Annotated in this window: 14 protein-coding genes; 11 read left to right on the top strand and 3 right to left on the bottom strand. The window is 65.9% G+C overall.

Features of this window, described 5'->3' with window-relative positions:
* Positions 1-55: 55 nt before the first annotated feature.
* The 11 genes from ACVJ6E_RS03170 to ACVJ6E_RS03120 all read left to right on the top strand — a co-directional run bounded on the left by ACVJ6E_RS03170 (position 56) and on the right by ACVJ6E_RS03120 (position 10,499).
* A complete protein-coding gene (locus tag ACVJ6E_RS03170) occupies positions 56-970 on the top strand; it encodes a LysR family transcriptional regulator (RefSeq protein ID WP_120268935.1) in 915 nt (304 codons plus the stop codon).
* A 208-nt stretch (positions 971-1,178) separates the two neighbouring features.
* On the top strand, positions 1,179-1,649 hold the full coding sequence (locus ACVJ6E_RS03165; RefSeq protein ID WP_120269271.1) for an Lrp/AsnC family transcriptional regulator: 471 nt from the start codon (positions 1,179-1,181) through the stop codon (positions 1,647-1,649).
* Complete coding sequence (locus ACVJ6E_RS03160; RefSeq protein ID WP_120268936.1) at positions 1,636-3,375, top strand: aminotransferase class V-fold PLP-dependent enzyme; 1,740 nt, start codon at positions 1,636-1,638, stop codon at positions 3,373-3,375. The genes ACVJ6E_RS03165 and ACVJ6E_RS03160 overlap by 14 nt, the downstream gene beginning before the upstream one ends.
* Positions 3,376-3,388: 13 nt before the next feature.
* Entirely contained in the window at positions 3,389-4,687 is a 1,299-nt protein-coding gene (locus ACVJ6E_RS03155) for an FAD-dependent oxidoreductase (protein WP_120268937.1), read from the top strand.
* Between the two features lie 35 nt (positions 4,688-4,722).
* Entirely contained in the window at positions 4,723-5,232 is a 510-nt protein-coding gene (locus tag ACVJ6E_RS03150; protein ID WP_120268938.1) for an L-2-amino-thiazoline-4-carboxylic acid hydrolase, read from the top strand.
* 80 nt (positions 5,233-5,312) lie between these two features.
* Positions 5,313-6,437 (top strand): ABC transporter substrate-binding protein, encoded by a 1,125-nt coding sequence (locus ACVJ6E_RS03145; RefSeq protein WP_120268939.1) that lies wholly within the window; start codon positions 5,313-5,315, stop codon positions 6,435-6,437.
* A gap of 174 nt (positions 6,438-6,611) precedes the next feature.
* On the top strand, positions 6,612-7,526 hold the full coding sequence (locus ACVJ6E_RS03140; RefSeq protein ID WP_120268940.1) for a branched-chain amino acid ABC transporter permease: 915 nt from the start codon (positions 6,612-6,614) through the stop codon (positions 7,524-7,526).
* The gene (locus ACVJ6E_RS03135) at positions 7,519-8,529 is read left to right on the top strand and encodes a branched-chain amino acid ABC transporter permease (RefSeq protein WP_491676391.1); all 1,011 of its coding nucleotides are present in this window, start codon (positions 7,519-7,521) and stop codon (positions 8,527-8,529) included. The genes ACVJ6E_RS03140 and ACVJ6E_RS03135 overlap by 8 nt, the downstream gene beginning before the upstream one ends.
* Positions 8,526-9,281 carry an ABC transporter ATP-binding protein gene (locus ACVJ6E_RS03130; RefSeq protein WP_067339240.1) on the top strand — a complete coding sequence of 252 codons (756 nt, stop codon included), beginning with the start codon at positions 8,526-8,528 and terminating at the stop codon, positions 9,279-9,281. Before ACVJ6E_RS03135 ends, ACVJ6E_RS03130 begins: the two co-directional genes overlap by 4 nt.
* Positions 9,278-9,988, top strand: a complete 711-nt coding sequence (locus ACVJ6E_RS03125) for an ABC transporter ATP-binding protein (RefSeq protein ID WP_067221308.1) — start codon at positions 9,278-9,280, stop codon at positions 9,986-9,988. The genes ACVJ6E_RS03130 and ACVJ6E_RS03125 overlap by 4 nt, the downstream gene beginning before the upstream one ends.
* A 40-nt stretch (positions 9,989-10,028) precedes the next feature.
* The gene (locus tag ACVJ6E_RS03120) at positions 10,029-10,499 is read left to right on the top strand and encodes an L-2-amino-thiazoline-4-carboxylic acid hydrolase (protein ID WP_067221310.1); all 471 of its coding nucleotides are present in this window, start codon (positions 10,029-10,031) and stop codon (positions 10,497-10,499) included.
* Between the two features lie 39 nt (positions 10,500-10,538).
* Here the strand turns inward: ACVJ6E_RS03120 and ACVJ6E_RS03115 are convergent, their stop codons facing one another.
* Genes ACVJ6E_RS03115 through ACVJ6E_RS03105 form a run of 3 tightly spaced genes read right to left on the bottom strand, consistent with a single transcriptional unit; the run spans position 10,539 to position 13,097 of the window.
* On the bottom strand, positions 10,539-11,474 hold the full coding sequence (locus ACVJ6E_RS03115) for a DMT family transporter (RefSeq protein ID WP_147421861.1): 936 nt from the start codon (positions 11,472-11,474) through the stop codon (positions 10,539-10,541).
* 31 nt (positions 11,475-11,505) lie between these two features.
* On the bottom strand, positions 11,506-12,138 hold the full coding sequence (locus ACVJ6E_RS03110) for a 2-dehydro-3-deoxy-6-phosphogalactonate aldolase (protein ID WP_120268942.1): 633 nt from the start codon (positions 12,136-12,138) through the stop codon (positions 11,506-11,508).
* Positions 12,135-13,097, bottom strand: coding sequence for a 2-dehydro-3-deoxygalactonokinase (locus ACVJ6E_RS03105; protein WP_120268943.1), 963 nt, complete (start codon positions 13,095-13,097; stop codon positions 12,135-12,137). Before ACVJ6E_RS03105 ends, ACVJ6E_RS03110 begins: the two co-directional genes overlap by 4 nt.
* Between the last annotated feature and the right edge of the window lie 96 nt (positions 13,098-13,193).

Below are 13,193 nucleotides of genomic sequence, written 5' to 3'. Positions count from 1 at the left end.
TACATATTTAAGCGGAAATCATTCTATTCAATAGAACGGTCAGCGGAAGGGGATCATGCCGCCGCTCAACCTCCATCATCTTCGCCTGTTCAGTGCCGTCGCCGAGGACGGGACGCTCACCGGAGCGGCGCGCCGGCTCAACCTGTCGGCCTCTGCCCTGTCGGCGCAGGTGAAGGCGCTGGAAGGATCGCTGGGGCACGACCTCTTCGAGCGGCGCGGGCGCGGGCTGGTGCTGACCGAGGCCGGGCGCATCGCGCTCGACCATGCGCAGGCGATCTTCCGCACCGCAGAAGACCTGTCGGCGACGCTGAAAGGCGGCGGGCAGAAGCCGCGCGCCCTGCGCGTCGGGGCGCTGAGCACCCTGTCGCGCAACCTGCAGATCCAGTTCCTGCTGCCGGTCATCGGCAAGCCGGATGTGGACGTGGTGGTGCGCTCGGGCAGCCAGAAGGAACTGCTCGCCGGGCTGGAGTCGCTGGCGCTGGACGTGGTGCTGACCAACGTGGCGCCGGCGCGCGACGAGGCCCGCCGGTATCTGGTTCACCGCGTTGCTGAACAGGCGGCCGGTCTGATCGGAACGCCGGAGCGGGCGGGGCAGGGGCGTCCGCTGGTGGAGCTGCTGGCGCGCGAGCCCCTGGTTCTGCCGACCCGCGAGACGGCGATCCGCGCCGGCTTCGACGTGCTGGCCGCGCGCCTCGGCGTGGTCCCGCGCATCGCGGCCGAAGTCGACGACATGACGATGATCCGCCTGCTGGCCCGCGAAGACGCGGGACTTGCGGTCATTCCGCCGATTGTCGTGCGGGACGAACTGGCAAACGGCATGCTGGTGGAGGCCAGCCCCTTGCCCGGCATCACCGAGGTCTTCCTGGCGGTGACGGTGGAGCGCCGGTTCCCCAATCCGCTGCTGGCTGATCTCCTGTTCCGCACACCGGACGGCGTTCCGGCAAGGTCCGGGGACGGGGCGGCAACATGATCGGCGCGCAAACGCGCTAGACGCGAAAGACAATCCCTGAAAACGCGCATGGGTTGAAATGTCTGCCCGCCTTTTGGGCAGGCATTGCCTACCCGCTTTTTTCGACGGCTTTGAAGTTTAGAAAGCTCATTCTCCGGTGGACTTGGATTTCCATTTTTGTAGGATGGATATCCTAACAAAAACTCCAGAGGTAGAATGTGTGATGCAAATTGATGAGTTTGATAGGAAAATACTTTCTGTAATTCAAGATGATGCTAGCCTATCTATAGCTCAGGTTTCTGAGAGGGTAGGTCTCTCGACAACGCCGTGTTGGCGTCGCCTCCAGAAGCTCGAGCGAGAGGGGTATATCGACGGCCGCGTAACGCTTTTGAATCAAAGCAGGATCGGCCTCGAGCTCACGGTTTTCGTGATGATACGGACCAGCCAGCATAACACCGCCTGGCTGGAGAAGTTCAACAACGTCGTGAGTTTATTCCCGGAAATCGTGGAAGTGAACCGACTGGCGGGCGAGTATGACTATCTCTTGAAGGTAATCACCAAGAGCAATTCGTCCTACGACGCCTTCTACAAGAAGTTCATCAATCTCATCGAGCTCAATGATGTCACATCCTGTTTCTCAATGGAACAAATCAAGCGAAGTACCCGACTACCACTCGACGCTGTCGATGGCGGACGCTGACGCGCGTATCGCGCGGATCCGCGCCGGCGTCATCGGTGAGGGGCGGGCGATCGAAACGCCGTTCGGCGTGCGCCCGCTCGTCTATGCGGACTACGTGGCCTCCGGGCGCGGGCTGTCCTTCATCGAGGACCTGATCCGCGACCGCATCCTGCCCGACTACGGCAACACCCACACCGAAACCTCGTATACCGGCCGGCAGACGACGGTGCTGCGCGAAGCCGCCCGCGAGACGATCCGCAAGGCGGTCGGTGCCGACGCGCGCCATGCGGTGATCTTCACAGGCTCCGGCGCCACCTCCGGCGTCAACAAGCTGGTGCGCGCCCTGCAGCTGCAGGGCCGTCTGCCGCGACGCGCAACGGCGGCCGAGACGCCCGAGAGCGAGCTGCCGGTGGTCTTCGTCGGCCCTTACGAGCACCATTCCAACGATCTGCCCTGGCGCGAGACCGGCGCCCGCATCCGCCGCATTCCGCTGAATGCGGCCGGCGGGATCTGCCTCGACACGCTGGCGAGCGAACTCGCCGCCGTCGGCGACGGGGTGCCGCGCATCGGCGTGTTTTCGGCTGCCTCCAACGTCACCGGCGTCAAGAGCGACGTGCGGGCCATCGCCAGGCTGCTGCATGCGCATGGCGCCCTGTTCTTCTGCGACTATGCGGCCGGCGCCCCCTACATGCCGATCTGCATTTCCGGAACTGCCGAGGGCGCGGGCGACCATATCGACGCGCTGTTCCTGTCGCCGCACAAGTTCGTCGGCGGGCCGGGCGCGTCCGGCCTCCTGATCTGCGACAAGGCGCTGTTCGAGGGCATCGAGCCGACCACCACCGGCGGCGGCACGGTCAGCTATGTGACCGCGGAAGGGCATTGCTACGTCTCCAGCGTCGAGCGGCGCGAGGAAGCGGGCACGCCCAACATCGTCGGCGACATCAAGGCCGGCCTTGCACTGGAACTGAAGGACCGGGTCGGCGCGCACGAGATCGAACGCCGCGAGGCGGCGATGGTGGCGCGGGCCATGCGCAACTGGGCGCAGGACCCGAACATCGAGCTGCTGGGCCCGCTTGAGGCCGAGCGCATCGGCGTCTTCGCGCTGAACATCCGCAGCGGCACCAAGAAGCTGCATTACGGCCTCGTCGTCGCCCTGCTGAACGACCTGTTCGGCATCCAGGCACGCGGCGGCTGCTCCTGCGCCGGGCCCTACGGCCATGCGCTGCTGGGGATCGGCGACGACGATGCGCTGCGTCACCAGCAGGAAGTGCGCGGCGGGCAGAGCGTGCTGCGTCCGGGCTGGGTGCGTCTCGGCTTCAACTACTTCTTCGACGAGCGCACCACCGACTATATCATCGAGGCGGTGCGTTTCGTCGCGGCCCATGGCGCGGCCTTCATGTCGCTTTACAAGGTCAACCCGCAGTCGGGCGTTTGGACGATGAACGGGGCTGCGCGTCCCAAGGCTCGGCCGGCAACGCTGCTCGAGGCGCTGGCTCCCGATGCCGCATCGCCTGTGGAAATGGGGGCCGAGGTGCCGGACTTCGAAACCTGCCTTGCAACGGCGCGCCGGCTGGCGGACGAGCAGGAAGCAGCGCTCGCGGGTCTCGCAAGCGAGCCGTGCGGGGACTGCGGCGAGGCCGACAGCCTGCGCTGGTTCTGGCGGCCCGAGGAGCTGCCGCTTCTCCACAGCCAGTTGATCGCCGGGGCGAGAGCTTCTATCCACAAACCCCCATCACGGGTCTCCTGAATACGGACCATCCATGTTTTCCAGCAAACAGATCTCGGCATCCCTTTGGGCGGACACCGCCCCGTCGCGCCAGGCCGCACCGGCCGTTGCCGGTCGGCTCGACACCGACGTTGCGGTTATCGGCGGGGGATTCTCGGGCCTTTCCACGGCGCTGCACCTGGCAAGGGCAGGGCACCAGGTCACGGTTCTGGAAGGCATGGAGGTCGGCTTCGGCGGATCGGGCCGCAACAACGGCCAGGTGATCCCGACCATGACGGCCGCCGAGCCGGACGCGATCGAGACGCGATTCGGCGATGCCGGCGAGCGGTTCGTCGCCCTGGTGCGCGACAGCGCTTCATACCTGTTCGACACCGTCCGCGAGGAAGGGATCGACTGCGAGGCCGAGCAGACGGGCTGGTTCCAGCCCGCGCACCGGGAAAGCCGGCTGAAGCTGAGCCGGGCTCGCGTCGACGCCTGGGCAAAGCGCGGCGCGCCGGCGCGCCTGGTCGAGGCGGCCGAATGCGCCGAACTGCTCGGCTCGGATCGCTGGTTCGGCGGCATGTACAACCCTACCGGCGGCCATATCAATCCGCTGGCGCTGGCGCGCGGCCTTGCCAGCGTCTGCGAGGCGAAGGGCGTCGCGATCCGCGAGAAAAGCCCGGTCGAGGCGGTGGAACGCCGCGACGGCCGCTGGCACCTGCGCACGCCGACCGGAGAGGTCGTTGCCCGCGCAGTGATGCTGGCCAGCAATGCCTATACCGGCTTCCTGTCTTCTGAGCTGGCGCCGAAGGTGGCGCGCTCCGTCGTGCCGGTCCTGTCCTGGCAGATGGCGACGCGTCCGCTCACCGACGCGCAGCGCAAGGTGGTGGTGCCGGGCCGTCAGGCGGTTTCCGACACCCATGGCGACTTGCATTTCTTCCGCTACGACAAGCGGGGTCGCCTGGTGACCGGCGGCGCGCTGGCGCTCGGTCACAACGGCCCGGACCGGCTGCGCGAGATCGTCGGCCGCCGCCTGCAGACGGCGTTCCCGGTGCTCGGCAAGCCGGAATTCGACTTCGTGTGGAACGGCTATATCGGCATGACCGAGGACCGCTTCCCCTTCATCTGCCAGCTCGGCCCCGATTTCTGGTGCTGGGCCGGCTGCAACGGCCGCGGCGTCGCCCTTTCGGTGTCGCTCGGCCGGGAATTCGCAGCGGCGATCGCCGGCACGCCGGTCTCTCAGCTCGCCCTGCCGATGTCCGATCCCAAGCCAATCCCCATGCACGGTCTCGTCAAGACCTTCGCCCCGCCGGCCATGCTTCAGCTATACCGGTGGCGCGACGGCCGCGACTGACCCAAGCAAAGACAAGCAAAAGGACGATGCCCCATATGACCCAGGAAACCACCAACGAGCCGGTCGTCACGCTCGACATGCTGAAGGCGGCCTTCGCCATGCGCGCCAAGGCCTATGCGCACATGTTCGACGTCCTGCGCGAAGCCTATGGCGCCGACCGCGCCGTCGAGCTGATCGCCGAGTCCACCCGTCGTCTCGGCCAGGACATGGGCAAGAAGTTCGCGCATCTGGGCCCCGACAACCTGCCGGGCCTGAAGGACGCCTTCATCGGCGGCATCCCGTGCTCGGCACAGATGTTTGCGCCCGAGATCAAGAAGTGCGACGACGAGAGTCTGGAAATCCAGTTCCACCGCTGTCCGCTGAAGGACACGTGGACGGAACAGGGCCGCAACGAGGAAGATCTCGAGCTGCTCTGCAAGGCTGCCGGCGCCATCGACGGTGGCCTGTTCACCGAGGCCGGGTTTACCTTCAAGGGCGAAACCTGGACAAAGGGCAAGACCGGTTGCTGCCTGCTGCGGGTAGAGCCGGGCGCAAGTGCAGGCTGAGCTGACTGTCATCCCGGCTGCGGGGTGATCCCATCAAACAACAAACCAAAATCTCTTCCAGAAGACAGGAGAAGATCACTATGACGATGTCTCGCAGGACCACTCTCGGGTTGCTCGCCGGCGTTGCCGGCATGCTCGCCGTTCCCTTCGGCGCGATGGCCGAAGGGCCGGTCTATCTCGGTTACCAGCTGCCGCTGACCGGCAACACCGCCCAGTACGGCCAGGACTTCAAGACTGCCGCCGAGATCGCCCTCAAGGACTTCAACGCCTCCGGCAAGCTCAAGGTGCCGGTGGAGATCATCTTCGAGGACTCCCGCTCCGACGCCAAGGAAGGCGTGGCCATCGCCCGCAAGTTCGTCGACGACAGCCGCATCGTCGCGGCGCTCGGCGACTTCACCTCCACCGTCTCGATGGCCGCTGCCCAGGTCTACAAGCGCGCCGAGATGGCCCAGCTGAGCCAGACCGCCTCGCACCCGGATTTCGCCAAGATCTCCGAGTGGCAGTTCCGCAACATCACCACCCAGGCCCAGGAAGGCGTCTACAACGCCGACTGGATGAACGAGCAGGGCCTGAAGAAGATCGCGGTGATCGCCGAGCAGACCGACTGGGGTCAGTCGGTGGTCAAGGACTTCGCCGAGAAGGTGAAGGCCAATGGCGGCGAGGTGGTCTTCACCGAGTTCTTCAACCGCGGCCTGCCGGACTTCCGTTCGATCATCACCAAGATCGAGCGCGCCAAGCCGGACGCGATCTACACGGGCTTCTTCTATGAGGACGGCGCCCAGTTCCTCAAGCAGATGAAGCAGCTGAACGTCGAGACCCCGGTCTATTCGACCTCGGCCGCCTACAACCAGAAGCTCGTCGAGCTGGCCGGTCCGGCCGCCGAAGGCCTGTTCCTGACGGTCACCTTCCTGCCCAACAGCGAGAACGAGAACGTCAAGACCTTCGTCGACGAGTGGAAGGCCGCCCGCGACGGCGCCGAGCCCGGCCAGTTCCCGGCCCAGGCCTACGACGCGGTGAACATCATGCTGGAGGCCGTCGCCCGCGCCTATCCGGATGTCTCGCGCCAGAACGTCCGCGACGAGCTGGCCAAGACCAAGGACTTCCCGGGCGTCACCGGCGTCACGTCCTTCGACGAGAATGGCGAGGCCCTGAAGCAGCTCACCAAGGCAACGGTGACCGGCGGCCAGTTCGTCCCGCTCAAGTAACGTCGCGCTTTTCCCTCTCCGGGCGGTTGCCGCCCGGAGAGGGAAGACGCAGCCGGGCTCCGCAGGCCTGCGCGTATCGGCGAGCCGCCGCTGCCATCACCCGGACCTCCGGGGGCGGGGAGCATTGCCATTGCGCCAGGTTCCAGTGTTCCTAGCTTGCCAGGACAGACACCCGTGATCGATCCCTACTACCTCCAGCAGCTGACGATCGGCATATCGCTGGGCATGGTCTATGCCCTGATGGCCATCGGTTTCACGCTGATCTTCGGCGTTCTCAACGTCGTCAACTTCGCCCATGGCGAGGTCTACACGATCGGCGCCTTCGCCGGCATCATGGCGATCGCCGCCTTCGGCCCGCCCTTCCTCGTCATCGTCTTCATCGTCCTGGCGGTGGGCGCGCTGGCTGGCTTCAGCCTGGAAAGGGTGGCGTTCAGACCATTCCGAAGATTCTCGGACGAAGCCTCGCTGAAATCGCGGGCCATGCGCGAGGCGACGCTGATGTCCTCGCTGGCCATGTCGATCATCGCCCGCGAGGCCATGGAGCTGCTGTTCGGGTCCGAGTTCCAGGCCATCGACATCAGCTACCTGATCAACAAGCCGATCTCCCTCGGCCCGGTCACCATCGTCAACGGCGACATCATCATCTTCGTGGTCTCCGTGCTGATGCTGGGCGGCCTGCAGTGGCTGCTGCGGTACAGCTCCATCGGCCTGTCGATCCGCGCGGTGTCGAACAACCCGCTGGGCGCGAAATATGTCGGCATCAACACCGACCGCACCATCGTGCTGACCTTCGTCATCGGCTCGATGATGGGCGCGCTCGCCGGCATTCTCGTCGGCCTCTATTACGGTGCGGTGTTCCCCTCGATGGGCTTCATCCCGGGCGTCAAGGCGTTCGTCGCCATGGTCATGGGCGGGTTGAGCTCGATTCCGGGAGCGGTGATCGCGGCGCTGGTGCTGGGCGTGGCGGAGAGCCTGTCGACGACCTTCGTTTCGTCGGTCTGGGCCGACATGGTCGCGTACATCTTCCTCATCGTCACCTTGGTGTTCTTCCCGCAGGGGCTCTTCGGAGCGAGGAGGGAACGTGTCTAAGGACTTCATTCAGTCGGCGGGCCTGAAGCTCGCCATCCTGGCGGTGCTTTTCGTTGCCCTGCCGTTCCTGCTCGAATATCTCAGCAAGGGCTACATCTACCAGGTGGTCATGACCGCCCTGATCTTCTCGCTGCTGGCCGTGTCGCTGCAGCTGGTGACGGGCATTGCCGGTCTTCTGCATCTGGGCCATGCCGCCTTCTACGGCGTCGGCGCCTATATCGCTGCGCTGGCCGGGGCCGACTACGGCATCGGCTTCACCCTCGGTCTGCCGCTGGCGGGCCTGGGCGCGGCGGCCATCGCCTTCGTCGTCGCGCTGCCGACCATGCGTCTCGTCAGCATCTACTTCGCCGTCGCCACGCTCGGCATCGGCCAGATGATCTTCCTCGTCCTGCAGAACTGGGTCGAGGTGACGAAGGGACCGAACGGCGTCAGCCTGAACTCGGAGATCGAACTCTTCGGCTACACGGTCGAGAGCGAGCTGGGCATCTACTTCGTGGTCGCGACCATCGTCTGCATCTCGATCTGGGTCATCCACCGGCTGAGCCATTCCTACTACGGCAATGCCCTGCGCAGCCTGCGCGAGGACGACCAGTGCGCCGATGCGATGGGCATCAACACGGTACGGCTGAAGATCGAGTCCTTCATGATCTCGTCCTTCTTCGCCGGCATCGCGGGCGCCCTGTGGGCCTACACCACGCGCTATATCTCGCCGGTGGACTTCGACTTCGCGGAATCGATCCTGATCCTCGCCATGGTCGTGGTCGGCGGGCTGGGCAGCATTCCCGGCGCCATCATCGGTGCCCTGCTCTTGATCCTGCTGCCCGAGGCGCTGCGCGACGTCGGCGACATGCGCAATGTCATCGTCGGTTTCGTCCTGTTCTTCTCGATCCTGTTCCTGCCCAAGGGACTGTTCGGGGAGGTACCCTCGCTCAACTTCATCCGCCGTCAGTTCGGGTCCGCCTGGCAGGACAATCCCGACAAGCAGAAGGTGGGCTGGAAATGACCGCCATGCTTGAGGTGGACAATGTGTCCCGGCGCTTCGGCGGCCTCATGGCTGTTGACAGCGTCACCACCACCGTCGCGGAGCGGGAACTCGTCGGCCTGATCGGCCCGAACGGCGCCGGCAAGACGACGCTCTTCAACCTGATCTCCGGATTCACCCCGGTCTCGTCGGGAGAGATCCGCTATCGCGGCGAGAAGATCAGCGGCCTCAAGCCGTCGGTCATCGCCTCGAAGGGCATCTCGCGCACGTTCCAGAACCTGCGCGTGTTCCCGAACATGACCGTGTTCGACAACGTTTCCGTCGGCGCGGTCGGGGCCATCGGCCAGAGCCCCTGGCAGGCGATCGCCGGTGGGTCAAAGGGCTCGAAGCAGATCTCCGAGCGCAGCTGGGAGGCGCTGGAGAAGGTCCAGCTGACCCAGTATGCCAACGATCTTGCGGCCAACCTTGCCTATGGCAAGCGCAAGTATCTGGAGATCGCCCGCGCGCTGGCGATGAACCCGGACCTGCTGATCCTTGACGAACCGGCCGCGGGACTGAACGATTCCGAGACGGCGGAGCTGGCCTCCTTCATCAAGGACCTGCATTCCAGCGGTATCACCGTCATGCTCGTCGAGCACGACATGGGCCTCGTGATGAGCATTTGCGAGCGCATCGTCGTGCTGGCGTCGGGCAAGAAGATCGCCGATGCGGAACCGTCGGTCGTCCGGCAGAACCGCGAGGTGCTGGAAGCCTATCTGGGGGTGGACGAGTGAACGTTCTCGAAATCGCAAACCTGTCCCTGCGGATCGGCGTCCAGGACATCCTGCACGACATCAGCCTGGACCTCCCCGAGAAGGGCATCTACGCCATTCTCGGCGCCAACGGTGTCGGCAAGACCAGCCTGATGCGCTGCATCTCCGGCATCTACCACCCGACCGGCGGCGAGATCCGCTACGAGGGCAAGAACATCGTCGGCCTGAAGAGCCACCAGATCGTCGATCTGGGCATTCTCCAGGCCCCCGAGGGGCGGCAGATCTTCTCCAACATGAGCGTGCTGGAGAACCTGACCATCGGCGGCGGGCCGCTGAAGACGGCCGAGCTGGACCGGGTGCTGGGGCTGTTCCCCAAGCTGAAGGAGCGGCTCAAGCAGGGCGCGGGCTCCCTGTCGGGCGGCGAGCAGCAGATGCTGTGCATCGGCCGTGCGCTGATGCGCCGGCCCAAGGTGCTGCTGCTCGACGAGCCCTCGCTCGGCCTTGCGCCGATGCTGGTGCGCTTCATCTTCGACCTGGTCGAGGAGATCCGCGCGCAGGGCTACTCGATCCTGATCGTCGAGCAGAACGCCAAGGCGGCGCTGCGCATCGCCGACCGGGCCGCCGTCATCGAGGGCGGCAAGATCGTCATGGAAGGCTCCGCCAAGGAGCTGGCGAGTGACAGCCGCGTCGCCGATGCCTATCTGGGTGGGCATGTCGCGGCTCACTGAGCCGCGACATCGGGCACGACACACGAAAGAGGGATCCACGATGACGCTGCCGATGATCGAGAAACGCCGCATCGAGGCCGCGGTCCTCAAGCACGTCTTCGATGTGCTGGTGGAGCGGCACGGGCGCGAGGAAGCGGAAAAGGTGATCGGCGAGGCCGTCTCCAACTCCGCCATCGCACAGGGCAAGGAGTTCCGGGAGAAGGAGCCGCAGGAGCCCAACCTCGAGAACTTCGCCGACCTGCTGCCGCTCTGGCAGATGGACGACGCGCTGCAGATCGAGGTGCTGGAGAAGGGGCCGGACCGGCTCGACTTCAACGTCAAGCGCTGCCGCTATTCCGAGGTCTACAAGGAGATGGGGCTCGGCGATATCGGCCACCTGCTCTCCTGCAATCGCGATGGCGACTTCTGCATCGGCTACAATCCGAAGATGGAGCTGACGCGCACCCAGACGATCATGAAGGGCGCGTCCCATTGCGACTTCCGCTACCGGCTGAAGCCGGCGGCCGAATAAGCCTCCTCGCTTTCCCTTTGCATTTCGGCGGCGCGGCTCTCACGGGCCGCGCCGTTTTCTTTCGGTGAAGACGAGGCCGATGCCGCAGGCAGCGATCAGCGCGGCGCCGACCAGCGTCAGCGGGCGCGGCTGCAGGTCGAACAGCACCAGATCGAACAGGGCGGCCCAGATGACCGCCGAGTAGCGGGTGGCGGCGACCATGGTCGAATGGCGGGCCCGTGTCGCTGAGGCGATCAGCAGGTTGCTGAGGATGTAGAAGACGATCATCGCCGCGATGATGCCCGTCTCTCCCGCGACCAGCGGCCGCCAGTCGCCGACAACGCCCATGGCAAGCGCCAGGATCAGCGTCGCGACGCTGGCCGTGAAGGACAGCTCGAGGCTCGGCACGTTCGAGGCGCGCCGGCTCGTCAGCATGTCGCGGGCGACGTAGAAGGCGGCCGACCCGACAGCGGAGAGGGCGCCTTCCATGCTGCCGGCCAGCGCCGGGCCGGTGGCGATCAACGCGCCGGAAAACGCCAGCAGCAGCAGGATGCGCCCACGCGGCGACAGGGGCTCGCCGGCCAGCAGCCAGTTCATCGCCATGACCCCGATGGGAATGGTCATCATCACCGTGGCGACGAAGCTGAGCGGGGCGAGGGTGAGCGCGTGCATCAAGCCGGCCGTCGCTATGGCCTCGAGCGCCGCACGCGCCAGCACCACGCGCGGCGGCCAGCGTAGGCCGCGCCGGATCATCAGCGGCAACAGGATGAAGATCGTGCCCACGGCCCGCAGCAGGATCAACTGGCTGGTCGGCATCACCCCCAGCAGCTTGACGCAGGCATTGTTGATGTTGCCGGCGCCTGTCGCCAGCAGGCCCTCGATCAGCGGCCGCCGGTCGCCGGGGGGCGGCGGCTGGCCCTGATCGGTCCCGTTCGGATCGGGGGCGGGCTGCCCGGATTTGGGGTGATCGCGCAATCGGCCGGCATCTGACGGCATGGCGGTGGGAATCCCAGAGGGAGGAAGTGGGTCAGCCGGCGGGGAAGGCGGTACGGGCGGCCGCGACCAGGCCGCGTGCCTTTTCCGCAAGCTGGTCGAAGGAGATGCCCGGCCGGTAAAGCGAGGAGCCGAGGCCGAAGCCGCTGGCGCCGGCCTGGCACCAGGGCGCCATCGTCGTGGTGTCGATGCCGCCGACGGGCAGCAGCAGCGCGTCCTTCGGCATGACGCTGCGCCAGGCCTTCAGCGCGCGGGGCTCCATCGCCTCGGCCGGGAAGAGCTTCAGCGCGTCAGCCCCCTGGCGCAGCGCGGCGAAGGCCTCCGACGGGGTGGCAACGCCCGGAAGCGTCGCGAGCCCGCTCGCCTGGGCCTCCGCTACCACGTCGGGAGCATAGTTCGGCGCGACCATCAGCCGGCCGCCGACATCGGCAAGCCGGCGGCACTGCTCAGGCTCAAGCATCGTTCCGGCGCCGATCAGCGCGCGTTCGCCGTGGGATTTCGCCAGCTTGCCGATGCTGGCGAAGGGATCGGGCGAGTTGAGCGGAACCTCGATGATGCGGAAGCCGGCCTCGAACAGGACGTCGGCGACATCGGTGATTTCCGCCGGCGTGACGCCGCGCAGGATGGCGACGAGCGGGCAGGCGGCGAGCGCTTCGCGCAAGGTCATGTCAGGTCTCCCATGGCCGCGGCGAGGATCTGCCGGGCACCGTCGATCGCGGCATGGTCGCTCCCCTCCACGACATCCAGTCCGAAATGGCGGGCGACGATGGCATAGCGGCGGTTAAGCCCGTCATTGCCGACGATGCCGATGCGATTGCCGTTGCTGAACTCGCTTTTGGCGAAGAAGCCGCAATTGCGGGCCTGGCGGAACTCCTGCGCGATCAGGAGCCCCGAGACGTAGTCGCGAATTTCGCCAGGGGCAAGCTTGCCGGCGAGCATTCCGGTGCGTGCGGCAAAGACCAGCGAGAGCATGGCATCGCCCTCCGCGCCCTCGGGCGAGCCGTCAGCGATGCCGCGCTCGAAGGCGGCCATGTCCTCGCCCGTGCTTTCCGAGCTGGCGGCGCGGGCAATGAAGGAATGCTGCGTCAGAAGAGCGAAGAACTCGCCGGTGACGAAGGTGCGGAAGCCCGAGATCCGTCCGCCCGCAACCCGCGCCCACTTGCTGTGGGTGCCGGGCAGCACGAGCGTTGCGTCCTTTTCCAAGCCGAAGCCGACGATCTGGGTCTCCTCGCCGCGCATCACATCGGGGAAGGGCGCGCGGGCCGGATCGTTGATGCCTGCGAGCAGGATGGCGCGCGAGCCGTTGGCGAGAGTGCGGGTGATCGTGCCTTTCGCGAGATCTTCGACCGAGCACGGGCAGGGGACGTAGGGCACCTCGATCCAGCCGTTGCGGCTGGTGACCATGCCGACCAGCACGATGTCGAGCGGACCTTCCGCCGCAAGCCAGGGTGCGAGCAGGGCCAGCAGACGATCCTCGAAGGCGTGCTTTTCCACAAACTGGATGCCGTCGCCCGTCTCGATGCGGTCGCGCTGCGTGCCGTCGGCGGCCAGCAACACCGCGCGGAAGGAGGTGGTGCCCCAGTCGACCACGACATGCGGCGCATTGAGGGCGGAGGCTGAAGGCATGAATCGGTCCTTTCGGGGAGCGGCGGTAGGGCGAGCATTCATGCTTGTCTTAGCCCTAGAAACAAGATAGTGTCAATTTATGAAACATAGTCTCAC

The sequence above is a fragment of the Stappia sp. G46H5W genome (genome assembly GCF_058448995.1).
Note: the sequence above shows the minus strand (reverse complement) of the source record. Positions and strands in the feature narration are given on the sequence as shown.